A 24,270-nucleotide genomic window follows, 5' to 3' on the forward strand; every position below is an offset into this window, starting at 1 on the left:
CGTCAAACCCTTTGTTTCAATTCAGTAACCAGACGATCCTGAGGGATCGCTTCTTGTTGTGCCTGCCCTTCCAGCGCATCGGCCCTTAACCATTTGATGCTTGCAGTACCCGCTGCCAATTCGTCGCCGCCCAGGATAACCGCGACGGCCGCGCCACTGGCGTCCGCCCGCTTGAACTGCGACTTAAAGCCGGACGAACCGGCATGCACGATAACCGCCAGGCCGGCATCGCGCAATTGCTCTGCCAGACCAACGGCCGCACGCTGCGCTTCGTCGGACTGATGGATCATGTATACCTGGCATTCTGCGGCGGCAACAGACGGCCCCGACTGCGAACACAGGTCCAGCAGCCGTTCGACGCCAATGGCAAACCCCACGGCCGGCGCGGACTTGCCGCCCAGCAATTCGATGAGCCCATCGTAACGGCCGCCGCCGCAAACGGTTCCCTGGGCGCCAAGCTGGTCGGTCACCCATTCGAACACGGTCAGATTATAGTAGTCCAGCCCGCGCACCAGGCGCGGATTCAGTGTGTACTGTATGCCCGCATCATCAAGACGCCTGCGCACGCCGTCGAAATGCGCCAGGGACTCTTCGCCCAGGAAGTCGAACAGGCGCGGCGCATTATTGGCCATCTCCTGCATGGCGGGATTCTTGGTGTCCAGCACCCGCAAAGGGTTGGTGTACATGCGGCGAAGGGCTTCTTCGTCGAGCACGTCCCTGTGCTGCTCCAGATAAGCGATAAGCGCGTCGCGATGGGCGGCCCGCTCGGCGGCCTGCCCCAGGGAATTGAGCTCCAGGCGAATATCCTTCAGGCCCAGGATTTTCCATAGGCGGGCCAGCATCAGGATAAGCTCGGCATCGACGTCGGGGCCGGCAAAGCCCAGGGCCTCCACGTCGATCTGGTGAAATTGGCGGTAGCGTCCGCGCTGCGGTTTTTCGTGGCGGAACACAGGGCCAAGGGAATAAACGCGCTGCGGGCGATCGTACAAAATATTGTTCTCGATGGCCGCCCTGACGATGCCGGCGGTGAATTCGGGCCGCATCGTGAGGTGTTCGTTGTTCAGCGCATCGGTGAACGAGTACATTTCTTTTTCGACGATATCGGTTACTTCGCCGATGCCGCGTGTAAACAGCCGGGTATGTTCGAGTATAGGCGTGCGCATGTTGCGATAGCCGTACGAGGCCAGCCACTGGCGCACGGTGTGCTCCAATTGCTGCCATTGCGCGCTGCTATCGGGTAAGACATCTTTCATGCCGGTGATGGCATGCACCTTTTTAAACGACTGCGTCATAGATACTCTGTTTTTTTAAGATCGGTTTTGTTGCTGGCGCAAGGTTTAGCGCGAACCCGAAGTCCCGTAGCGCTGCTTGACATAGTTCTCGACTATGGCCTGGAATTCGGTGGCTATGGTGTCGCCTTTAAGGGTGACGGTGCGCTCGCCGTCGACGTAGACCGGCGCGGACGGCACTTCGCCAGTGCCGGGCAGGCTGATGCCGATGTCGGCATGGCGGCTTTCACCCGGGCCGTTGACCACGCAGCCCATCACCGCAACGTTCATGTGCTCTACGCCCGGATAGCTTTCTTTCCAGACCGGCATCTGCTTGCGCAAATAGGTTTGGATGCTGTCGGCCAGCTCTTGGAACACCGTGCTGCTGGTACGCCCGCAACCGGGGCACGCCACGACCATCGGCGTAAACGCCCGCAAGCCCATGGTTTGCAGTATTTCCTGCGCCACGACGACTTCGCGCGTGCGATCGCCGCCCGGTTCGGGTGTCAGCGAAATACGGATGGTGTCGCCGATGCCCTGTTGCAGCAGAACCGCCAGCGCGGCAGTGGAGGCGACAATGCCCTTGCTGCCCATGCCCGCTTCGGTAAGCCCCAGGTGCAATGGATAGTTGCAGCGCGAAGAGAGGTCCTGGTAAACGGTAATGAGGTCCTGCACATGGCTGACCTTGCACGAAAGCACGATGGCGTTGGGCGAAAGCCCAAGCTCTTCAGCGCGCACGGCGTTGCTGATGGCGGAAACCACCAGGGCGTCGCGCATGACCGCCTGGGCTGTCCAGGGTTCGGTGCGCAGGCTGTTTTCGTCCATCATGCGCGCCATGAGTTCGTGGTCCAGGCTGCCCCAGTTGACCCCTATGCGCACCGGTTTTTCGTAGCGGCAGGCGATTTCTATCATTTGCGCGAAATTGTCGTCGCGCTTTTTTCCGCCGCCCATATTGCCGGGATTGATGCGGTATTTGGACAAGGCCTGGGCGCACTCGGGAAACTGGGTAAGCAGCTTATGGCCGTTGTAATGGAAGTCGCCCACCAGCGGAACCGCCACGCCCATGCGGTCGAGGTGTTCGCGTATGGCCGGCACTTCGCGTGCGGCCTCTGGGGTATTGACGGTAATGCGCACCAGCTCGGAGCCAGCCTGGGCCAGCTCTTTGACCTGGATAGCGGTTGCCACGGCATCGGCGGTGTCGGTGTTGGTCATGGACTGCACCGCCACCGGCGCGCCGCCCCCAACCTGTACCGAACGGGCGCCCCAACGCACCAGCACCGGGCGGGTGTCGCGGCGGGCGGCGGCCCCGACAGGCAGAGCAACCGAACTGGCTTTGGCGATGTTGGGAACTTGGGTCATTGCTTAAGCTGTTTGAGCCAGTCGAATACCAGCCATGCATCGGGCACCCAGCCGCGTTCGATGGCGTAGAAACCGGCAACGATCAATAAAACCAGAATAACGATAAGCCAGCCCCATGACGAGCGGGAGCCGCCTTCGGACTGCATGTTCAAGTCGGAAGAAGACAAAGAAGCCGCGGTCAGGACTACGGGCTTTGCTTCCAGGGTGCCCACTTCGTTTTCCAGCATGGACACCAGCGCGTCGACATCCGCTTCGAGCAGGCGTCCGTAATTCTTTACCAGGCCGCGCAGCGACACGCCCGAAGGGAGTACGTCCCAGCGTTCGCCTTCCAGGGCCTCGAGTTGGCGGGCGGAATACTTCAGGCGCCCGGAGACCTCGGCCAAAGATAGCCGCCTTGCCTCGCGCAGCGCCTTGAGCGTGGCGCCCAGCCCGTGGGGGCCTGGCGCGGCGTGCGCATCTTCGGTATCTTTGAGCAAGGCTTGATTCATTCACGCTCCTGTTTGATGACTATGGTTGCCCGGTCGGGCAGTCGTTCTTTGATGCGCGTGCGGTCTTTGACGTCGCCGGCCAATTGCCCGCACGCCGCGGCGATGTCGTCGCCGCGCGTTTTACGCACGGTCGTGACCACGCCCGCATCCATCAGGCGTTGCGCGAACAGCCTGACCCGTGCCGCGGGCGAGCGCTTGAGCCCGGATTGCGGAAACGGATTGAACGGTATCAAATTAAACTTGCAACGCACCTGTTTTGCAATAGCGATCAGTTCGCGCGCGTGTTCGTCGGCGTCGTTGACGCCGTCGAGCATAATGTATTCGAATGTGATGAAGTCGCGCGGCGCATGCTCGAGATAGCGATTGCAGGCCGCCAGCAGCTCCGCCAGGGGATGCTTGCGATTCAAGGGGACCAGCTTGTCGCGCAGGGCGTCGTTGGGCGCATGCAGCGATACAGCCAATGCAACAGGGCAATCTCGGCCCAGGCGGTCCATCATGGGGACCACACCGGAAGTGGAGACGGTAACCCGCCGGCGCGACAGGCCATAGGCGTTGTCGTCCAGCATAAGGCGCAACGCCCCCAGCACCTGGTCGTAATTGAGCAAGGGTTCGCCCATGCCCATCATGACCACATTGCTGATGACCCGCGCGGGTTCGGCAGCGGTTTCCCCGGCACCCAGGCGCGCACTTTGGATATCTGCTTCGAGGACGCGCTTGGCGTACCAAAGCTGGCCGATGATTTCGGCCGTGGTCAGGTTGCGGTTAAAGCCCTGGTAACCCGTAGAACAGAATGGGCAGGCAACCGTGCAGCCGGCCTGGCTTGAAATGCAAAGCGTGCCGCGGTCGTCTTCGGGGATGAAGACGGCCTCGACCGCATTGTTCTTGCCCACATCGAACAGCCACTTGCGCGTGCCGTCCGATGAACGCTGCTGGGTAGCCACCGCAGGTGCATGCACGGTGCAATGCTGCGCCAACTGCTGGCGAAATTCGCGCGCCAGATCGGTCATGTTGTCGAACGAATCCTCGCTGCGCTGGTGCACCCAACGCTGCAATTGCTTGGCTCGAAACGGCTTGCCCCCCCACTGCCCGACAAGATCGGTCAGTTCGGCGGAGCCCAGGCCCAGCAGGTTGATAGGTTCGACTAAAACGGATGACATAAAATAGCTTGTATGCGAAAAAGGCCAGCGCCTGGCGCTGGAAAAGATTAACGGCTGTAGACGTTGCTTTCGGGGAAGAAGAAAGCGATTTCAACTGCGGCGGTTTCGGCGGCGTCGGAACCATGCACGGCATTGGCGTCGATGCTGTCGGCGAAGTCGGCGCGAATCGTGCCAGCGTCGGCCTTTTTAGGGTCGGTTGCGCCCATCAGGTCGCGGTTTTTCTGGATGGCGTTTTCGCCTTCCAGGGCCTGTACAAAAACGGGGCCCGAAACCATGAAGTCGACCAAGTCCTTGAAGAAAGGACGCTCTTTGTGCACAGCATAGAAACGCTCGGCATCGGCGCGCGACAGTTGTTGCAGGCGGGCAGCCACAACCTTCAGGCCGGCCTGTTCAAAACGGGCGATAATCTGGCCGATTACATTCTTGGCGACTGCATCGGGTTTAATAATGGAAAGAGTGCGTTCAATAGCCATAAAAGATCCAAAGAGTAAAACGATAGTTTGGTGTTGAAAACACGTGTTTTCAACGGGTTTTCAATGGGTTTTCAATATATCTTCAATAAAAACAACAACTTTGACATAGTTTTTGTTAACCTCGCATTTTAACATGCCGCGGCGGCAGCGCCTCATCTTAAAATAGTGGCTCCGCAGTGGCGACTCCAAGACCACGCCCGCGGCCAATATGCCGCAAAGAGCAAGGCCCATGCGGCCCGCGACGGCACACCCCGCATTTGTTTACACTATAGGGCGCATAAGCCCTTGTCTACCTTCCCAACCATGACCACGAATCACGCCTTGAACGACCCCACCCAACTCTCCAAAAGCTTCGAACCGCAAGAAATCGAATCGCGCTGGTACGCCGAATGGGAGAGCAGGGGCTACTTCAAGGGCGGACAGCATGTGGAACCGGCCCCGGGCCGAAGCAGCGTTCCTTTCGCCGTCCAGTTCCCTCCCCCCAATGTAACGGGCACCCTGCATATGGGGCACGCCTTCAACCAGACCGTCATGGACGGCCTGGTGCGCTATCACCGCATGCGCGGCGACGACACTGTTTTCATTCCCGGTACGGACCACGCCGGCATTGCGACCCAGATCGTGGTCGAACGCCAGCTGGACGCCCAGAAAATCTCGCGCCACGACCTGGGCCGCGCAAACTTCCTGGAAAAGGTCTGGGAATGGAAAGAGAAATCGGGCAGCGCCATTACCGAGCAGTTCCGCCGCCTGGGATCTTCGGCCGACTGGGAGCGCGAATACTTCACCATGGACGACAATTTGTCGCGTGGCGTGGTCGAAACCTTTGTCCGCCTTCACGAGCAGGGTTTGATCTACCGCGGCAAACGCCTGGTCAACTGGGATCCGGTGCTGGGTACGGCCGTCTCCGACCTTGAGGTCGTCAGCGAAGAAGAAGACGGCTTCATGTGGGAAATCAGCTACCCGCTGGTGGAGCCGTCCGGTTCGCTAACCCATCTGGTGGTGGCCACCACACGCCCCGAAACCATGCTGGGCGACGTGGCCGTCATGGTGCACCCCGAAGACGAGCGCTATGCCCATTTAATCGGCCATAAAGTGCGCCTGCCGCTGACCGACCGTGAAATCCCGGTCATTGCCGACGATTATGTCGACCGCGAATTCGGCACCGGCGTGGTCAAGGTCACCCCCGCCCACGACTTCAACGACTACGCGGTGGGGCAACGCCATAATCTGGCGCAAATCAGCATCCTGACCCTGGACGCTAAAATCACCGACGACTGCCCTGCCGCCTACCGCGGCATGGACCGCTTCGAAGCACGCAAGAAAATCGTCGCCGACCTGAAAGAGCAAAACCTGCTGGTAAACGTCAAGCCGCACAAGCTGATGGTGCCGCGCGGCGACAGGACCAACACGGTCATCGAGCCCATGCTGACCGACCAGTGGTTTGTCGCCATGAGCAAGCCGGCTCCCGCAGGTTCGAACAATCCCGGCAAAAGCATTACCGATGTTGCCCTGGAGGTCGTTGCCGACGGTCGTGTCGCCTTCTGCCCGGAAAACTGGACCACCACCTACAACCAGTGGCTGGAAAAAATCCAGGATTGGTGCATTTCACGCCAGTTATGGTGGGGCCACCAGATTCCGGCCTGGTATGCAGAAGACGGACGCATCTTCGTGGCTCACAACGAAGACGACGCCCGCAAGAAAGCGGATGCGGCCGGAGCAAGCGGCCCGCTGACCCGCGACCCCGATGTGCTGGATACCTGGTTTTCCTCCGCACTGGTGCCCTTTACCGATCTGGGCTGGCCCGAGAAAACGCCCGACCTGGCACGCTATCTGCCCTCGAGCATTCTGGTTACCGGTTTCGACATCATCTTCTTCTGGGTTGCGCGCATGGTCATGATGAGCATGCACATGACCGGCCAAGTGCCGTTCAAGACGGTTTACGTCCACGGCCTGATCTGCGACATGGAAGGCAAGAAGATGAGCAAGTCCAAGGGTAATACCCTGGACCCGGTCGACCTGATCGACGGCATCAGCCTGGACGCCCTGATTGCCAAGCGCACCACCGGCCTGATGAATCCCAAGCAGGCCACCAGCATCGAAAAGAAAACCCGCAAGGACTACCCCGACGGCTTTCCCGCCTACGGCACCGATGCGCTGCGCTTTACCATGGCGGCCTACGCCACCCTGGGCCGCAATATCAATTTCGACCTCAAGCGCTGCGAAGGCTACCGCAACTTCTGCAACAAGCTCTGGAACGCCACCCGCTTTGTGCTGATGAACACCGAAGGGCATGTCCTGACAGGCGAAGACAAAGGCGAACTTTCTTTTGCCGACCGCTGGATCATCAGCCAATTGCAGCGCCTTGAAAAAGATGTGGAGCAAGGCTTTGGCGACTATCGTTTCGACAATATCGCCAATGCGCTATACCGCTTTATCTGGGACGAGTACTGTGACTGGTACCTGGAACTGGCCAAAGTGCAAATCCAGCAAGGCAGCGCTGCCCAGCAACTGGGCACGCGCCGCACTCTGATCCGGGTGCTGGAAACCTTGCTGCGCCTGGCCCACCCCATCATGCCGTTCATTACCGAAGAGCTTTGGCAGAAAGTGGCCCTGGAAGCCGGCAAGCGCGGCACTGACGAACAGACCAGCGTGTGCGTGCAGCCCTACCCTGTTTTCAACGAGCAGCTTATCGACACGCAAGCCGAAGCCTATGTTGCCGAACTCAAGGCCCAGGTCGAGGCCGTGCGCGCCTTGCGCGGCGAAATGAACCTGTCGCCGGCGTTGCGCGTGCCCCTGATCGCCCGCGGCGACTCGGCCAGCCTGCAACGCAACAGCGCCTACCTGGCCGCCTTGGCAAAGCTGAGCGAAGTTCAGATCGTCGAGCAACTGCCCGACGTGGGCGCGCCGGTACAGGTGGTGGACACCACCGAACTGATGCTGCACGTTGAAATCGACGTCGATGCGGAACGCGCGCGGCTGGGCAAGGAAATAGAACGCCTGGAAAACGAAATAGCCAAGGCCAATGGCAAGTTGTCCAACGCCAGCTTCGTCGAACGCGCCCCCGCGGCCGTTGTCGAGCAGGAAAAAATCCGCGTCGCCCAGTTCGGCGAAACACTGACCAAGGTGCGCGAACAGCTGGCTAAAATCAAATAGCCACAAGCGAAAACCGAAGCCGCTCAGCGATTGAGCGGCTTTTTTTTTAGCTCTAATCGGGCGTAGCGCCCAGCGTGGCCAGGAATTTTTCGTCGGCTTTGGAAAGCAGGCCCGCTTCGCGCGCGCGGCGCAGCAGGTCGGGCCGGCGGCGCCAGGTCAGCGCCAGGGACTGTTGGCGGCGCCAGACGGCTATCTTCGCGTGGTGTCCTGACAACAACTCGGATGGCACCATCTGTTCTTTGTAGTTTTCGGGACGGGTGTAATGCGGGCTATCCAACAAACCCGTCAGCGACTCATTGAACGAGTCCTGCTTGGCCGAGTCGGCATCGTTAAGCGCCCCCGGCAGCAAACGGATAACGCTGTCCATTATGGCCATGGCGGGAATCTCGCCGCCCGACAGCACGAAGTCGCCCATCGAGACTTCGTCGCTTACGCAACGCTCGATAAAGCGCTGATCCACCCCTTCGTAGCGGCCGCAAACCAGTATGGCTCCGCCGCCGTGCAGCAGGCGCTCGGCCATGGCCTGGTCAAAACGTTTTCCAGTGGGGCTCATCAGCATGACAGGCGCTGACTGCGGGCGCTGTGCCCGGGCCGCCTCGACAGCCTGTTCCAGCGGGTCGGCCAGCATTACCATGCCCGGACCGCCGCCGTAGGGGCGGTCGTCGACCGTGCGGTGCACGTCGTGGGTAAAGTCGCGCGGATTCCACAAGCCCAGTTCCCAAAGCTGCTGCTTGAAGGCACGCCCCGTAATACCCGGACCGCTCAGGGCGGCGAACATTTCGGGAAACAAGGTAATGACATCGAAACGCATGAGTGCGCCCAGCCGCTATAGGTGAATGAAAGCGATGCGCGCAGCCTGCGCGACATGGGCCGGAACTAGAACTCGACCGGCCAATTGCTATCCAGCCGCTTATTGGCAATGTCCACGGTATGAACGTGGGCATTTACAAACGGCACAAGCACGTCGATGGTGCGCCCTTTGGCATCGCGCAGCAAGTCCAGTTCGCCCTGTTCGTTGAGCCGGCCTTGCGCAACACGCAACACCGCATGCGCGCCATTGTCGATGACTTCGGCAACCTGCCCAATAAGCACAGGCAGGCCGTCTTGTTCGCCGTACAGCCGGCAGCCGATAAGGTCGACCCAATAGTATTCGTCCTCGTCCGCGGCGGGAAAGCTTGCGCGCGGCACCCAAACGCTGTGCCCCTTGAGCTTCTCGGCCTGGTCCCGGCCGGGAGAGATATCGAGCTGGGCCACGACGCTTGCGCCATGATGGCGCGCCGCAATGACTTTTGCAGGGAACGGACGCAACAAAGCGCCCGCTTTCCCTAAAGGCGTCGCGGACGCTTTCAACCACCATTTGCCGGCGCTGACCAATGCCTCGGACTGAGCCGAGTGCGGCTGGATCTTGACCCAGCCTTTTACGCCGTAAGCCGACACTATCCACCCCAGCTCTACAAGATCGTCTGGTACCCCAGCGTCTTGGAAATTAGACATGGCGCTAATACCGGATAGATGCCGGCGCGCTGCTTAAGCAGCCGCTTTGGCGGAGAATTCTTTAACCAAACGGGTAACGGCGGGCGACATTTGCGCGCCGTTATCAGTCCAGTATTTAACGCGGTCAAGCGCCAAACGCAAATTTTCCTGGCCTTCGTTGGCTACAGGGTTGTAAAAACCCAAGCGCTCAACAAAACGACCATCGCGACGGTTACGCGAATCGGCTGCTACAACGTTGTAAAACGGACGTTTCTTCGAGCCACCACGGGCCAGACGAATCACCACCATAGGTAATCCTTTGAAAATGTTGTGAAAAACAAAAGATTCTAGCACTTAATGGCCGCCCTAGGCAAACCAAAGCACCAAAATCCGCTAGATACCATCAAAAAAAGCCACAAACAGGCGACGCAAAAAGCATCGCATCCGGGACGGCTTGCAGGAAAAATTCCTTGGCTAGCGACGCACCAAAAAATGCACGGCGCTGGCGCCGGCTTGGTGTTGCGCTTGCAAGACATTGCCGGTTTGCTTGGCAAAAGCCTGAAAATCGCGAACGGCATGCGCGTCGGTTGTAATGACCTTCAGCACCTGCCCGCTTTGCAACTGAGCCAAGGCTTTCTTGGCCCGCAGAATAGGCAAAGGGCATTTTAACCCGGAAGCGTCGATCTCCAGGTCGAAATCGGGTGAATCAAGTGTATCGGTCATGCCATCAGGCCTCGAGGCGTTGCTGAACCCAGTCGTGTACCTGCGCCAGCACGCCCGGCAAGGCGGCTTCGTCGGTGCCGCCGCCCATGGCCATGTCGGGACGCCCGCCGCCCTTGCCGCCCACTTGGGCGGCTACCATGCCCACCAGGTCGCCGGCCTTGACCTTGCCGACCAGGTCCGGCGTAACGCCGGCGGCCAGGCTGATTTTGCCGTCGCTGCTGGTTGCCAGCAGCACAACAGCCGATTTCAGGCGGTCTTTCAGTTGGTCGACCATGCTGCGCAAGGCCTTGGGGTCGGCGCCCGCAATGCTGGAGGCCAGCAGCCTGACCCCGCCGGAAAGTTCGGCCGCCTTGTCGGCCAGGTCGCTGCCTGCTGCCGAAGCCAGCTTGCTTTTGGCCTGGTCCAGGTCGCGCTCCAGCGACTTGAGCTGCGCCTGCATTTGCACGATGCGATCAGACAGATCGGCCGGCTGGGTTTTGAGCAAGGCCGCGGCATGCTGCAATGTGCCGCTGGTTTGCTGCACCCACGCCAATGCGTTGTCACCGGTCAGCGCTTCGATGCGGCGCACACCCGCGGCCACGCCGCCTTCGGAAACTATTTTGAACAGGCCAATGTCGCCGGTGCGCTGGACGTGCGTACCGCCGCAAAGCTCGCGCGAAAAGCCGATGTCGAGCACACGGACGGTGTCGCCGTATTTTTCGCCGAACAAGGCCACGGCGCCGCCCTGCACGGCTTCATCGTAGCCCATGAGCTGGGCGGCAACGGCCTGGTTGGCCAGGACCTGCTCGTTGACGATCTGTTCTACCTGGGCGATTTGCGCGGCCGAGACCGGCGCGTCGTGGGCAAAGTCGAAGCGGGTTTTATCAGGGTCGACCAAAGAGCCGCGCTGCTGCACGTGCTCGCCAAGCACCTGGCGCAAGGCCTTGTGCATAAGATGGGTGGCCGAATGGTTGCGGATCGTGCGGGCGCGGCGCTGGCCGTCGACCTGCGCATCGACTTCGTCGCCAAGGCTCAAGCGGCCCTCAAGCAATGTGCCGTGGTGGCCAAAGACATTGCTTTGTATTTTTTGCGTGTCCAGCACCTGGAAACGCGCGCTGCCCAGGCCAAGCACGCCGGTATCGCCCACCTGGCCGCCCGATTCGGCATAAAACGGCGTGGCGTCCAGCACCACAATGGCATCCTGCCCGGCGGCAACCGAATCGACCGCCGTGCCATCCACATACAATGCCGTAATCTTGCCTTTGCCCTGCAAATGCTCGTAGCCGTCGAAGCGGGTTTCGGCGCCGCGGTAGTTCAGGCCTTCCACGGCCTTGAACTTGCCGGCCGCCCGGGCCTGGTCGCGCTGGCGGGCCATGGCGGCTTCGAAGCCGGCTTGGTCGACCTCGACGGAACGCTCGCGGCAGATGTCGGCCGTAAGGTCGACCGGAAAGCCGTAGGTGTCATACAAGGTGAAAAGCGTCTGGCCATCAAGCACACCGTTTTCAGGGACGGACGCCAGCGCCGCGTCGAGAATGCGCATGCCGTTTTCGAGGGTTTCGCTGAAACGCTCTTCTTCTTGCTTGATAACCTGCTCGACCCGGGACTGATTGCGGGCCAGTTCGGGGTAAGCCTGGCCCATTTCGGCAACGAGGTCAGCCACCAGCTTATAAAAGAACAATCCCGACTGCCCCAGCTTGTGGCCGTGGCGCAAGGCCCGGCGCACAATGCGGCGCAACACATAGCCACGGCCTTCGTTGCTGGGAATGACGCCATCGACGATCAGGAAGCTGCAGGCGCGGATATGGTCGGCAATGACCTTGAGCGAATTATTGCTTAGATCGGCCGTGCCGGTTTCGCGCGCGGCAGCCTTGATAAGCGCCTGGAACAGATCGATTTCGTAATTGGAATGCACATGCTGCAATACCGCGGCAATGCGCTCCAGGCCCATGCCGGTATCCACGCAAGGCTTGGGCAAAGGTTCCATGTGGCCGGAAGCGTCGCGCTCGAACTGCATGAACACAAGGTTCCAGACCTCGATATAGCGGTCGCCGTCTTCTTCGGGCGAGCCGGGGGGGCCGCCCCAGATTTCCGGGCCGTGGTCGTAGAAAATTTCCGAACAGGGGCCGCAGGGGCCGGTATCGGCCATTTGCCAGAAGTTGTCGGACGCATAGCGCGCGCCCTTGTTGTCGCCAATACGCACTATGCGCTCGGCGGGAACCTTGATTTCGTCGGCCCAGATAGCATAGGCTTCGTCGTCTTCCTGGTAGACCGTTACCCACAGTTTTTCAGTAGGCAGCTTGTACACCTGCGTGAGCAGCTCCCAGGCGTAGTGAATGGCTTCGCGCTTGAAATAATCGCCGAAACTGAAATTGCCCAGCATTTCGAAGAAGGTATGGTGCCGGGCCGTATAGCCGACGTTTTCCAGGTCGTTATGCTTGCCGCCGGCCCGCACGCAACGCTGCGAACTGGTTGCCCGGTTATAGGGCCGCGTTTCCTTGCCCGTGAATACGTCTTTGAATTGCACCATCCCCGCGTTGGTAAACAACAGGGTCGGGTCGTTGCCGGGCACCAGCGACGACGAGGACACCACATGGTGTCCCTTGGACTCGAAAAAGGAGAGGAACTTCTGGCGAATTTCAGATGTTTTCATTAGACGAAAATGCTAAATGGCAGGTAACCGCTGATTATAGAGGATTACTTCACTCTTCCAGCAAAGGCAGCAGTTGCGCCACCACCGAAACGGCAATGACGCTGGGCAGCTTGCTGGAAGTTGCCACCAGTCCAATTGGACATTGCACCCGCGCCACCAGGTCGGCATCAAAGCGCTGGCGCAATTGCGAAAGAAAGCGCGCCTTTTTGCTTGCCGAGCCTATCAGCCCTAGAAAGCGGAAGGATTTGTGGCGGAATACCTGTTCGATGATTTCCAGGTCCAGGGCATGGCTGTGGGTCAGGATCAGCCAATAAGCGTCGTCGGGGCAGTCCGGGACGTCGTCGGCGTCGCCCTGCAGGCAGACGACATTGTCGGGTATGGTCTGCGGCCACCAGTCCTCGCGCGGGTCGAGCCACACGACGCGCACCGGCAGGTCGCCCAGCAAGTGCACAATGGCGCGTCCCACATGGCCGGCACCGCACACGACGACGTCGAGTCGCGGCCGCGATATGGTGTCGATCAGCATGCCGGTGGCCTCTTCCCAGGAGGCAGCCGGCGCAGTGCTGCGCGGCGACACGGTAACGGCGCTATCGTGCCGGTCGAGCACGCCGACGCTTGCGGCCAGCGGTTCGTCGCCGCGGGGAATGACAATACGCACCGGTCCGTCCTGGGCGCCAAGCGCGCCTTCAATGGGGACCACCAGCTCGCGCCAGGCGGAACAACCGCTTTCCAACGCCGATGCCAGCGCATCGCACCAGCCCAGGTCGCGGTGGTCCAGGTACTCGAACGATAACCACACGACCCCGCCGCAACACTGGCCCAGGCGCGGCCCCAAAGGAAAGCGGACCATCTCGCGCCGGGGCTGGCCCTGTTGCAGAATACGGGCGGCTTGCTCGATAGCCTGCTGCTCGAGATGGCCGCCGCCTATGGTGTCGTGCGCGCCCGAGGCATTGACCCACATCCGGGCTCCGGCATCGCGTGGGGCGGAGCCCTTGACCTGGGCCACGGTCACGAGCACCTGCGGCTGACGTTGCTCCAGTCCGCTACGCAGAGCCTGCAGCCAGTCCGGCTTGAAGGCCGGCCGGCGCAGTACGGCGGTTTCAGACATTTCCGGCACCAGGCCCCGGCATGCTCATGACGGGCTCCAGCGCAGCGGGAACGTTGGCATCCGCATCAAAGGCAGCCATGTCCGCGCAAAGCTCGGAGCCTTCCTTAACTTTGTCGAGCGCCCACAATACCCGCTCGGCGGTTGCCGGTGCATCCAGCGGCACAGTGACGCCCGGCGCCGCCGTGGAAGCGATGGCGTCGCGAATGGCCAGGAACACCGAAATGGCAGTCGGCAAAGGCGGTTCGCCCATGGCCTTGGACTGGAAGATATTGTTCTCGGTATTGCCGTTTTCGAAGAACTCGACATGCAGCGCCTCGGGGCAATCGGAAACCGACGGAATCTTGTAGGTCGACGGAGCATGCGTCATGAGCTTGCCTTTGGCGTCCCACCACAACTCTTCAGTAGTCAGCCAGCCCACGCCCTGGATAAAGCCGCCCTCGACCTGGCCCAAGTCGACAGCAGGGTTGATGGAGCGGCCGGCGTCGTACAGAATGTCGGCCCGCACAAGTCGGTTTTCGCCGGTCAGCGTATCGATGATGACTTCGGCGCACGCCGCGGCATAAACGAAGTAATAGAAAGGCCGCCCGGTCAGCGTCTTCAAGTCGTAGTGGATCTTGGGAGTTTTATAAAAGCCCGAAGACCATAGCGGCACACGGGCCATGTAGGCCTTCTGTACAAAGTCGGCAAACGAAAGCGTAACGCGGTCGCCGCAGACCACCTGATTGGAGCGGAATACGATGTCGTGGGCGTCGCAGCCGTAATGGTCGGCGGCAAACTCTACCAGCGCCGCCTTTATCTTGCGCGCGGCGTCCTGCGCCGCCTTGCCGTTGAGGTCGGTACCAGTGGAAGCGGCCGTGGCCGAAGTATTGGGCACTTTGGATGTGTCGGTGGACGACACCCGCACGCGCTCCATGTCGATGCCCAGCTCTTCTGCAACCACCTGCGCCACCTTGGTGTTCAGGCCCTGCCCCATTTCTGTGCCGCCGTGGTTGATCAGTGCGGAGCCGTCGGTATAGACGTGCAGCAAGGCGCCGGCCTGGTTCAGGAAAGTGGCCGTGAAAGAGATGCCGAACTTGACCGGCACCAGCGCCAGGCCTTTTTTCAGAATACGGTTTTGCGCATTGAACTGATCCACCTGCTTGCGGCGTTCGCGATATTTGCTGCTGGCCTCGAGCTGATCGACCAGTTCGTGCACCACGTTGTCTTCGACCACCATTTGATAGGGGGTGACATTGCGCTCGGTGCGTCCGTAGAAATTGAGCTTGCGCACATCCAGCGGGTCCTTGCCCAGGCGGCGCGCGATGTCGTCAATGACGTATTCGATGCACAGTATGCCTTGCGGACCGCCAAAACCGCGAAACGCCGTATTGGACTGCGAGTTGGTCTTGATGCGCAAGGACAGGATGTCGAAGGCTTCAAGGTAATAGGCGTTGTCGCTGTGAAACACCTGGCGGTCGGCCACCGCGCCCGACAAGTCGGCGGAAAAGCCGCAGCGCAATTGCTGCTCGAACGCCACCGCCTTGATCAGGCCGTCGTCGGTATACGCCACATCGTAAAGCACGCGAAAATCGTGGCGCTTGCCAGTAATCATGAAGTCGTCGTCGCGGTCGGCACGCACCTTCACGGGCCGGCCGGTTCGCTTGGCCAGCAGGGCCGCGGCCGCCGCGAACGGCCAGGACTGGCTTTCCTTGCCGCCGAAGCCGCCGCCCATGCGCCGGCACTGAACCTTGACGGTATGCGCCGCCTGACCCAGTATGTGGGCCACCATGGCCTGCATTTCGGACGGATGCTGGGTTGAGCTATACAGCTGGATCTCGTTGTTTTCGCCCAGCATGGCGTAGGCCACCTGGCCTTCAAGGTAGAACTGCTCTTGGCCGCCGCAGTGCAGTTCGCCCTGGTGGCGATTCGGCCCCTGCTCAAGCAGGCTGGGAACATTGCCCTTGGAAATATGCACCGGCGGCAAGACATAAGACTTGCGGGCAGCGCCCTCTTCGACCGTCAAAACAGGATCGAGGTCTTCGTATTCAATCTTTGCCAGCGACACCGCGCGGCGCGCCAGATCGTGCGAAGTGGCGGCAACCGCAAACATCGGCTGCCCAAGGTATTCGACCTTGCCGTCGGCAAAGACCGGTTCGTCGTCCTGGTAAGGGCCGTGATATTTTTCACCGGGAACGTCGTCCAGCGTGACAACCGCCACGACCCCGGGCGCAGATGCCACTGCGGACAGGTCCATGGAGACAATGCGCGCATGAGCCCTGGCCGACATTCCTATGGCCGCATGCAAGGTGGATGCGAACTCCGGGATATCGTCGGTGTATTGCGCCGAACCCATGACATGCAGATGCGCGCTTTCGTGCGGCAGCGACTTTCCTACGGTTTGATAAGCTTTTACAGACATAAGACCCCCCTGACTAAATGCGAGTATCGGTTATGCCGGTGCTCTCGAGATAAAAACGATATAGAAGATTTTGCGCAGCCTTCAGGCGGTAAGCGCTGGTTGCACGCATATCGGTCATGGGCTGGTAATCCTGCTCAAGCGCTTGCATGGCCTTGGCCACCGAGCCCTCGTCCCAGTCTTGCCCCCCCAGCGCCTTTTCGGCATGAGGCGCGCGGCGCGACGTGGCCGCCATGCCGCCATGGGCAATGCGCACCGAAGCCACCTTGCCCTGGTCAACCTTCAGCGCGTAGGCGCTGCATACTGCCGAAATGTCCTGGTCGACGCGTTTGGAAAGCTTGTACGTGGCAACGTGGATGTCGGCCGCGCGAAACGGCACCAGCAGCGCTTCGACGAACTCGCCTGGTTCGCGGGCTTGCTTGCGGTAGTCCAGGTACAGGTCTTCAAGCGCCAGTTCACGCCGGCGCTTGCCTTTGCGCAACACGACCTTGGCCTGTATGGCGATCAGGAACGGGGCGCTGTCGCCAATGGGCGAACCGTTGGCCACATTGCCAACCAGTGTGCCGGAATTTCGGATAGGCATGGAAGCGAAGCGCTTCCACATTTCGAGGACCTCGGGGTATTCGCCGGTAATGGCCTCATAGCCTTCGTTCAGCAGCACGGTGGCGCCAATGCGCAGGCGGTCCTGTTCGCGTTCGATCTGGTTGAGTTCGGGCACGCTGCCCAAATAAATAATGTGGTCGAAGCTGCGCAACTGCTTGGTAACCATAAGGCCGACGTCGGTTCCCCCGGCCAACAGCATGGCTTGGGGATGGCTTTCGTAAAGATTGGCCAACTCGTCCAGCGTTGCCGGCGCAAAATACTGCTGGCCTGCGCCCTCCAGGCGCAGCGACTCTTTGCAGTCGGCCTGCAGTTGGGTGAGTTGCTGTGCAATGCGGTCCACATCGAGCCGCGCTTTGGGGTAGTTGCCCATATTGAGCGCAGCGTCGATGATGGGCCGGTAGCCTGTGCAACGGCATAGATTTCCCGAAAGGTTATCAAGAACCTCTTCGCGCACGGGCCGGGTCAGGCCGTTTTGATACATGGTGTACATGGACATGACAAAACCGGGCGTGCAAAAGCCGCACTGGGAACCATGGTGGTCGACCATGGCCTGCTGCACCGGATGCAAGCGGCCGCCCTCGCCCGCCACAGCTTCGACGGTGAAGATGGCGCGGCCGTCCAGCGTGGGCAAGAACCGGATACAGGCGTTGACGGACCGGAACTCGACCTGCCCGGCGGCGTTCAGGCTTGCCTCGGTAACCGTGCAAGCTCCGCAGTCGCCTTCGGCGCAACCTTCTTTGGTTCCTGTCAGGCCGGCCTGCTCGCGCAGATATTGCAAAACCGTTTGTGTGGGTGTGGCGGGCGCCACATGCTGCAACTGCCCATTCAGGTAAAAGCTGACAACCTGCCTTTGACTCATGATCTTTTCTCTCCCGGCCTGTTCGCCTGCGCCAGCCGAAGCTGAAACTGCAAAACGACAGCGCCTATATGTACAGACATTCAAACGGCAATAAAGTGCCCGTGCCCAGGTGTTACATCGAAACCAGCGGCGGGACCGCCTTGTCCTTGAATGCTCCGTCTATCGTATAGTGTTGCGCCAAATCGCGTTCGTCGCAATTGGGAACGCTGCCGATACGGTCGATCACGACAAAACTGCCTTGCCGGCCCAAGGTCATGAGCGGATGGTGCCATGTGCCCTGGAAATAATTCACTCCCTGGCCGCCATCGGCGTAAAACGCCCGTATGCCGGCTTCGTCGGGAAGGCCGTCGACACCATTGGGCGCAACGACAATAAGAAATGGAGCCCCGTCCATGGGGATCCACGACTGGCTGCCCAAGGGGTGGCGTTCCAGCATGGTGACGGTTTGCGGCAATTTGAACGCATCGCCGCGCGCCAGGCTGATGCCGGCCTGGCCGTCGGCTCCGGTCACCTGCACGGTGGACTGGTTATGGTAGCGCCGCGTACTGCCGTTATTTATATGAAACCAGTCGCGGTCATTCATTTCAATGACATCGCCAAACCCGGCAAATGCCGACTGGGTGAGTCTTTCCAACTTCAATATGGGCACTTTTTGTCTCCTAAGCCCGCGGGTCATGCCGCAAGCGTTCTACTTGTGCGGGCGCCGCGGGCAGCGCCTGAATATCCTTTTTGTTCAGCGAAGATCACACTACACCGCCCTAGCCCGGAATAAGGCCGTCGAGGCGCAAGCGGCCGATCTTGTAGATCTGGGCCAGGCTTTCGGCCATTTCGGCCTCGGGCGCCAGGCCCAGGCGCCGCTGGAATTGCTCGATGATGCCGGCCCGGTCATAACCGCGCACGGCCAGGATGAACGGAAAACCGAATTTCTCGCGATAGGCTTGATTCAACGCGGTCAGCGTAGCGAACTCTTCTGCGGAACAGTTGTCCAGCCCCGCCCCCGCTTGTTCCGAACTGGACTCGGCGGTAAGTTCTCCGCGCACCGCCGCCTTGCCCGCCAGTTCCGGGTGAGCAAGGATCAGGCGCAATTGGGCGTCTTGCCCGGCCTGCTCTATGCACTGGATCATGGCTTGGTGCAAGTCCGCCACGCCGGCGAATGGACGCTGTTTTTCGACCCCTTGGGCCACCCAGGGCGAGTGCTCGAAAATGCCGCCCAGGACTCGCACGAAATCTTCGGCCGAAAGGTTGTTGAGCTCGTTCATGCTGATGGTTTCGCTCATTATTTTGCCTCGGCTCGATAAGGATGGTGATCGGCCCAGTGCCGCGCAATGTCAGCGCGGCGGCAGATCCATACGTTGTCGTGCTTTTGCACGTAGTCAAGAAAGCGCTGCAAACCCGCAAAGCGCGAAGGCCGCCCGACCAGCCGGCAGTGCATGCCGACCGACAGCATTTTCGGTGTTGTCTCGCCTTCGGCGTACAGAACGTCGAAGGCGTCTTTCAGGAAGGTGAAATATTGCTCGCCGGTGTTGAACCCCTGCGGCGTCGCAAAACGCATATCGTTGGTGTCCAGGGTATACGGCACGATAAGTTGAGGGCTGATACTGCCATCGGACTTGGTCACCTCCATCCAAAACGGCAAGTCGTCGCCGTAATAATCCGAGTCGTACAGGAACCCGCCATCGTCCGCCACCAGGCGACGCGTATTGGGACTGTCGCGGCCGGTATACCAGCCCTGGGGATGTTCTCCGGTAATGCCTTTGATGATCTCGATGCAGCGCTGCATATGCTCGCGCTCGACCTCTTCGGGCACCGACTGATAGTGGATCCAGCGGTAGCCGTGGCCGGCGATTTCATGGCCAAGCTCGACGAAGGCCCGCGCGGCGTCGGGATTGCGTTCCAGCGCCATGCCAATGCCAAAGACAGTCAGCGGCAGGCCGCGCCGCTCGAACTCGCGCAAAATACGCCAGACGCCGGCGCGCGAACCGTATTCGTAAATGGACTCCATGGACAGATGCCGTTGGGAGTAGGACTCGGCCCCCACGATTTCGGACAGGAATTGCTCGGAACCCGCATCGCCATGCAACACGCAGTTTTCGCCGCCCTCTTCGTAATTCATGACAAACTGCAGCGCTATGCGTGCCTTGCCCGGCCATGCAGCCTGCGGAGGATTGCGGCCGTAGCCGATCAGGTCGCGAGGATAGTCTTTATTCATGGGAAATAACTCCGCCGGATTAACGCTTTATGCTGAAAGCCGCCCAGGGGTCCGCCTGGAAGGTTGTAGGTTCGTGCATGCGGTGCTCGCAGTCCTGCAAGTGATGGGCCATGGCCTGCTTGGCGCCTTCCGCATTGCGCTGGGCCAGCAAGTCCAGGATCTGTTCATGTTCGACATACGAACACGTGCTGGAGCTGGGCGTGTCGTAGAACGCGATGATCAGCGTGGTACGTGAACACAGGCCATGCATCATTTCGGTCAAGACATCGTTGCCGGCCAGGCTGGCCATTTTTACGTGAAATGCATTGGACAGGCGCAACCAGCTTATGCGGTCGCCCTGCTCGAACGCACGGCGCTCTTGCTCGACCATTTCACGCAAAGGCGCCAGCCGCTGGGGTAGATCGTCCAATGCAACCAGCTTGTCGATAAGCAGGCATTCAAGGGCGCGCCGTGCATCGAACACGTCTTGAGTTTCTTTGGCTCCGGGCTGCCAGACAAAGGCGCCCCGGTTGGGCAGTTGCACAACAAGCTTGTCGTACGCCAATTGCGCCAGTGCGCCGCGTACCGTGGCGCGCGAACAATCGAATATCTGGCACAGCGCGGACTCGGTCAGTTTTGCACCGGGAAGCAGGCGCCTGTCCATGACCGCATCGAAAATTTCGGCATAAATGCGGTCGACATCCGAGCCGGGCGCACTGCCTTCAAGCAGAGACGAAGCCCTGGGCGCGGCGCTATCGGCGACCCGATCCTGACGCTCATCCAGATAAAGCATGACTAAGCCCTTTTGATGTCTCGATATGGAAATTCACTATTGACAATTATTGACACCTAAAACAGAATCGTCAACATAAATTGTTAACGATTTTCGAAACACATCGCAAACAATGCCAAAATAAGCTCTTGTCAGCCGGCGGTATGCTTGGCCTCAAGGTAGAAACCGGAGATATCTATGGGAAAGCTTTCCACCCACGTGCTGGACACCATGCACGGCAAACCCGCCCAAAACGTCGGCATCAAGCTTTACGCCATACGCGGCGAAACACGGCACTTGCTTAAAGAAGCCACCACCAACAGCGATGGGCGCTGCGACGAGCCCCTGTTGCAGGGCGAAGGCATGAAAGCCGGCGTCTACGAGCTGGTATTCGGCGCGGGCGATTACTTCGCCCAGAAGGGTGTAAAAATGCCGAAACCCCGTTTTCTGGATCAAGTGGTGCTGCGCTTCGGCATTGCCGATCCGACCGAAAACTACCATGTGCCGCTGGTTGTAACCCCCTGGACCTACTCAACCTATCGCGGCAGCTAGAAAGAACCCAACAGGCTCTCTTGCCGAATAAACCGCCGCGTCAATAGCGACCTTACGATCACGACAACGGAAGAAAGAGATGGATGCATATTTAATGGAGTTCGGCAATTTGCTATTACGATGGCTGCATGTCATTGCGGCCATCGCCTGGATTGGCGAATCCATTTATTTCGTCATGCTGGACAACAGCCTGCATCCGCCTCGCGGCGCAGAAAGCAAAAAGCGCGGCGTCTTCGGCGAAATGTGGGCCGTGCATGGCGGGGGCTTCTACCATAACCAAAAGTACCTGACCAACCCCGCCGAACTGCCCGACGACCTGCACTGGTCGTTCTGGAAGGCCTACACGACCTGGCTGTCGGGCTTTGCGCTGTTTGCCGTGCTTTATCTGGTCAAACCCTCGTTCTACCTGGCCAATCCCGGCAGCGAATGGGCCTGGGCCGCGGCGTTGACAGGCTGGCAGGTCAGCCTTATTGCCGTGCTGTTTCTGGTGCTGGGCTGGTTTGTCTACGACCAGCTATGCCAGCGCATCAGTCCCAATATGGAAAACGACGGCGTCCTGAGCATTGCGGTAGCCGTCATGATGGTTGTCGTGGCTTACCTGAGCACGCAAATCTTCCAGGGTCGCGCCGCCTTCCTCATTACCGGGGCCGTCATGGCCACCAGCATGTCGGCCAATGTTTTCTTCTGGATCATTCCCGGCCAGCGCCGCATGGTCAATGCCTTGAAGGCCGGCGAAAAACCCAATCCCCTGGACGGCAAGCGCGGCAAGCAACGCTCGGTGCACAACACTTACTTCACCCTGCCCGTCGTCTTCCTGATGCTAAGCAATCATTACTCGTTCACGTTCTCGGGCCCGCATGCCTGGATCGTCATGAGCCTGTTCATCTTCTCGGGCGCGGCCATACGGCAGTATTTTGTGCTGCGCCATATGGGTCAGAACAAACTCGTCTATCCCATTGTGGGCGTACTGCTGCTGGTTGTCATTGCCTGGCTGGCGGCGCCTGCCGCGCCGAAGGCCCCGGCAATCGCAAGCCAATCGGCTGGCGGTACTGCAACAACTGTCGCAGCCGTTACCAGCACCAAGCAGGCAGTGGACATCATGCATGCCCGTTGCGTGCAGTGCCATGCCGCCAAGCCCAGCCAGCCCGGCTTCGCCTCGGCGCCGGCCGGCATCCTTCTGGAAACCGAACAAGAAGTGCTGGCACACCCGGCACTGATCAAGCAGGTCATAGCCAGCAAATACATGCCCCTGGGCAACATGACGAAAATGACCGACGAAGAACGCGCGCTCATTGCCGCCTGGCCGGGCAAATAAGTCGCTGATCAGTATCGCGCGACGCATATATTCTTGGACCAAATCCTCATGACCCGCATAGCCCTCATCCACGCCCTGGCCCAATCGGTTGCACCGATCAATCAAGCGTTTTCGCGATTGTGGCCTCAAGCCGTCCTGATGAATTTGCTTGACGACAGTTTGTCGGCCGACTTAAGCAAGGGTTCGCTGGACGAGCGCATGAACGAACGTTTTCTTACCCTAAGCGATTACGCCGTTGGCTGCGGGGCACAGGCCATATTGTTTACTTGTTCGGCCTTCGGGCCATGCATCGAAGCCGTGGCCCGCAAACATTCGACTATTCCGGTGCTTAAACCAAATGAAGCCATGATCGGCCTGGCGGCCAAAGCCGGAAAACGGATAGGCCTGGTGGCTACGTTCGCGCCGACACTGGCTTCGATGCCCGCCGAGTTTCCCGGAAGCGTTCAGGTCGACACCGAGTTGGCGGAAGGCGCACTGGCCGCCCTTAATGCGGGCGATGCTGCTGGGCACGATGAACTGGCGGCCGCAGCCGCCAAGCGTCTACACGCCCGCGGCTGCGACGTAATCGCGCTGGCCCAGTTCAGCCTTGCGCGGGCGGCCCCGCTGGTTGCGCAGCGAGTTCCTGTTCCTGTGCTGACTACTGTCGACAGCTCTGTCGAATTGCTGCGCACGCAGCTTGATGCCGCTTGATTTCCGCACACGATATAACAGCCCGTAGCGGCAAACGCTTAGGCACGGTTCAACTTACGCACAGGTAGCCGCGTGTCAGCCCTTCGGCGGCGGTTATTGAGCCACTCTCGGCAATGCGTACAGCTCCGTAACCAGGCGGGCAAGAACATGATCCAGTGATTGGGTTATAAGCCCCGGCCCCGCAGCCTGTTTTGCTATTGGTGGAATAACCTCCGCCGCCCCTGCCTCCTGCGGAGGCCCACATTTGCGCCTGGCATACCAGCAAGCCGCCAAACTGTGCCCTTGCGATCAGGCCTTCTTTTGCACAGAACGAGCGCTCCAGCGCTTGAGCGCCGATCGAAAGATGGTCATGCACCGCAATCGATGCCTGCGCGTGTATGTCGCCGGAGACCGTAAGACTGTTCTGGAATTGGGGGTCGCGCGAATCCCGCACGCGCAAATAGTCCGATGCCGCCAGCTGTTCGGCTGTGACCGCCATCGCGACCGTCCCGACCGGCAAAGTTTCGTTGTCCGCAAGCGGCGGATTTGGAAACTCGAAAGCGCTTCCGCCGACGACATTCGGCCGGACTTCGGTAACCGCCCCGCCCTGCCCTTGCGCCGCCAGCAGCCATTGCGCAAGCATTTGTTCGTGCGGGCCCGAAGGCACCGCGACAGAGAGAGGAATGCTGCCATAGACCAAGGCTTCAAGGCGGCAATTGCTGCCGGGACACGGCCCGCTACGCATTACCCGCAGCACGGCTTGCATGCCGCGCAGGCCATACTCGGGAAAGCCCGCCGACAACAGACCCGCGTTCTTGAGTTCAGCAAGGCTGGGGCGAGACCAGTCCGCATAGCCCAATTGCGCCAATTCGGTTTTAGCAACAGCCTCTTGCAAGACGGTTTTGTTCCGATCGAGATAGGCATGGGCCGCCATCCTGACCGACGACATCCAGACAGCCGCCGCCTGCGTCGCTCCGTCATTGATGCGATTGACCAACTGGCTGGCGCCCCAAACCGCAAGCAGGACAGTTATCAGCAAAGCGGCTGTCAGTTCAAGCATGGCGAATCCGCGTTGCCTGCGCATGC

22 protein-coding genes are annotated in these 24,270 nt (G+C 60.1%); 4 read left to right on the forward strand and 18 right to left on the reverse strand.

Annotation, left to right across the window (positions count from 1 at the left end; genetic code table 11):
* Nucleotides 1–2 precede the first annotated feature (2 nt).
* Genes hisS through ndk form a run of 5 tightly spaced genes read right to left on the reverse strand, consistent with a single transcriptional unit; the run spans nt 3 to nt 4,745 of the window.
* Complete coding sequence (hisS, locus tag DFR37_RS08625) at nt 3–1,292, reverse strand: histidine--tRNA ligase (RefSeq protein WP_113932808.1); 1,290 nt, start codon at nt 1,290–1,292, stop codon at nt 3–5.
* Between the two features lie 45 nt (nt 1,293–1,337).
* Nucleotides 1,338–2,627, reverse strand: coding sequence for a flavodoxin-dependent (E)-4-hydroxy-3-methylbut-2-enyl-diphosphate synthase (gene ispG / locus DFR37_RS08630; RefSeq protein WP_113932809.1), 1,290 nt, complete (start codon nt 2,625–2,627; stop codon nt 1,338–1,340).
* Nucleotides 2,624–3,115 carry a helix-turn-helix domain-containing protein gene (locus DFR37_RS08635; RefSeq protein ID WP_113932810.1) on the reverse strand — a complete coding sequence of 164 codons (492 nt, stop codon included), beginning with the start codon at nt 3,113–3,115 and terminating at the stop codon, nt 2,624–2,626. Before DFR37_RS08635 ends, ispG begins: the two co-directional genes overlap by 4 nt.
* Nucleotides 3,112–4,272: a dual-specificity RNA methyltransferase RlmN gene (gene rlmN / locus DFR37_RS08640; protein WP_113932811.1), complete on the reverse strand. Its 1,161-nt coding sequence runs from the start codon at nt 4,270–4,272 to the stop codon at nt 3,112–3,114. Before rlmN ends, DFR37_RS08635 begins: the two co-directional genes overlap by 4 nt.
* Before the next feature lie 47 nt (nt 4,273–4,319).
* Nucleotides 4,320–4,745 carry a nucleoside-diphosphate kinase gene (gene ndk / locus DFR37_RS08645; protein WP_113932812.1) on the reverse strand — a complete coding sequence of 142 codons (426 nt, stop codon included), beginning with the start codon at nt 4,743–4,745 and terminating at the stop codon, nt 4,320–4,322.
* 303 nt (nt 4,746–5,048) lie between these two features.
* Here ndk and DFR37_RS08650 point away from each other — a divergent pair, with 303 nt between their 5' ends.
* Nucleotides 5,049–7,898, forward strand: coding sequence for a valine--tRNA ligase (locus tag DFR37_RS08650; RefSeq protein WP_113932813.1), 2,850 nt, complete (start codon nt 5,049–5,051; stop codon nt 7,896–7,898).
* Nucleotides 7,899–7,950: 52 nt separating this feature from the next.
* On the opposite strand, the gene trmD is transcribed toward DFR37_RS08650, so the two are convergent.
* The 12 genes from trmD to DFR37_RS08710 form a co-directional block, all read right to left on the reverse strand.
* Entirely contained in the window at nt 7,951–8,709 is a 759-nt protein-coding gene (gene trmD, locus DFR37_RS08655) for a tRNA (guanosine(37)-N1)-methyltransferase TrmD (protein WP_113932814.1), read from the reverse strand.
* A 65-nt stretch (nt 8,710–8,774) separates the two neighbouring features.
* On the reverse strand, nt 8,775–9,392 hold the full coding sequence (rimM, locus tag DFR37_RS08660) for a ribosome maturation factor RimM (RefSeq protein WP_113932815.1): 618 nt from the start codon (nt 9,390–9,392) through the stop codon (nt 8,775–8,777).
* A gap of 33 nt (nt 9,393–9,425) precedes the next feature.
* Nucleotides 9,426–9,680 carry a 30S ribosomal protein S16 gene (gene rpsP / locus DFR37_RS08665; protein WP_113932816.1) on the reverse strand — a complete coding sequence of 85 codons (255 nt, stop codon included), beginning with the start codon at nt 9,678–9,680 and terminating at the stop codon, nt 9,426–9,428.
* A 165-nt stretch (nt 9,681–9,845) separates the two neighbouring features.
* Nucleotides 9,846–10,094: a sulfurtransferase TusA family protein gene (locus DFR37_RS08670; RefSeq protein ID WP_113932817.1), complete on the reverse strand. Its 249-nt coding sequence runs from the start codon at nt 10,092–10,094 to the stop codon at nt 9,846–9,848.
* A gap of 4 nt (nt 10,095–10,098) precedes the next feature.
* Nucleotides 10,099–12,723, reverse strand: coding sequence for an alanine--tRNA ligase (alaS, locus tag DFR37_RS08675; RefSeq protein WP_113932818.1), 2,625 nt, complete (start codon nt 12,721–12,723; stop codon nt 10,099–10,101).
* A gap of 49 nt (nt 12,724–12,772) precedes the next feature.
* On the reverse strand, nt 12,773–13,831 hold the full coding sequence (gene xdhC, locus DFR37_RS08680; protein WP_113932819.1) for a xanthine dehydrogenase accessory protein XdhC: 1,059 nt from the start codon (nt 13,829–13,831) through the stop codon (nt 12,773–12,775).
* A complete protein-coding gene (xdhB, locus tag DFR37_RS08685; RefSeq protein WP_113932820.1) occupies nt 13,824–16,229 on the reverse strand; it encodes a xanthine dehydrogenase molybdopterin binding subunit in 2,406 nt (801 codons plus the stop codon). Before xdhB ends, xdhC begins: the two co-directional genes overlap by 8 nt.
* Nucleotides 16,230–16,242: 13 nt before the next feature.
* Complete coding sequence (xdhA, locus tag DFR37_RS08690) at nt 16,243–17,688, reverse strand: xanthine dehydrogenase small subunit (RefSeq protein WP_113932821.1); 1,446 nt, start codon at nt 17,686–17,688, stop codon at nt 16,243–16,245.
* 112 nt (nt 17,689–17,800) lie between these two features.
* Nucleotides 17,801–18,337: an ureidoglycolate lyase gene (locus DFR37_RS08695; protein ID WP_113932822.1), complete on the reverse strand. Its 537-nt coding sequence runs from the start codon at nt 18,335–18,337 to the stop codon at nt 17,801–17,803.
* Between the two features lie 109 nt (nt 18,338–18,446).
* The gene (gene uraD, locus DFR37_RS08700) at nt 18,447–18,965 is read right to left on the reverse strand and encodes a 2-oxo-4-hydroxy-4-carboxy-5-ureidoimidazoline decarboxylase (protein WP_113932823.1); all 519 of its coding nucleotides are present in this window, start codon (nt 18,963–18,965) and stop codon (nt 18,447–18,449) included.
* Nucleotides 18,965–19,897 carry an allantoinase PuuE gene (gene puuE, locus DFR37_RS08705; protein WP_113932824.1) on the reverse strand — a complete coding sequence of 311 codons (933 nt, stop codon included), beginning with the start codon at nt 19,895–19,897 and terminating at the stop codon, nt 18,965–18,967. The genes uraD and puuE overlap by 1 nt, the downstream gene beginning before the upstream one ends.
* Nucleotides 19,898–19,916: 19 nt before the next feature.
* Nucleotides 19,917–20,669, reverse strand: coding sequence for a GntR family transcriptional regulator (locus DFR37_RS08710; RefSeq protein ID WP_113932825.1), 753 nt, complete (start codon nt 20,667–20,669; stop codon nt 19,917–19,919).
* Between the two features lie 177 nt (nt 20,670–20,846).
* On the opposite strand from DFR37_RS08710, the gene uraH reads away from it, so the two are divergent.
* The 3 genes from uraH to DFR37_RS08725 all read left to right on the forward strand — a co-directional run bounded on the left by uraH (nt 20,847) and on the right by DFR37_RS08725 (nt 23,205).
* Nucleotides 20,847–21,200 (forward strand): hydroxyisourate hydrolase, encoded by a 354-nt coding sequence (gene uraH / locus DFR37_RS08715; protein WP_113932826.1) that lies wholly within the window; start codon nt 20,847–20,849, stop codon nt 21,198–21,200.
* A gap of 79 nt (nt 21,201–21,279) precedes the next feature.
* On the forward strand, nt 21,280–22,515 hold the full coding sequence (locus DFR37_RS08720; RefSeq protein ID WP_113932827.1) for a urate hydroxylase PuuD: 1,236 nt from the start codon (nt 21,280–21,282) through the stop codon (nt 22,513–22,515).
* 48 nt (nt 22,516–22,563) lie between these two features.
* Nucleotides 22,564–23,205 (forward strand): aspartate/glutamate racemase family protein, encoded by a 642-nt coding sequence (locus DFR37_RS08725; protein ID WP_113932828.1) that lies wholly within the window; start codon nt 22,564–22,566, stop codon nt 23,203–23,205.
* A gap of 49 nt (nt 23,206–23,254) precedes the next feature.
* Here DFR37_RS08725 and DFR37_RS08730 read toward each other — a convergent pair whose 3' ends face one another.
* The gene (locus tag DFR37_RS08730) at nt 23,255–24,244 is read right to left on the reverse strand and encodes a hypothetical protein (protein ID WP_147251597.1); all 990 of its coding nucleotides are present in this window, start codon (nt 24,242–24,244) and stop codon (nt 23,255–23,257) included.
* Nucleotides 24,245–24,270: the final 26 nt, after the last annotated feature.

The organism is Eoetvoesiella caeni (assembly GCF_003315175.1).
Taxonomy (GTDB): domain Bacteria; phylum Pseudomonadota; class Gammaproteobacteria; order Burkholderiales; family Burkholderiaceae_B; genus Eoetvoesia; species Eoetvoesia caeni.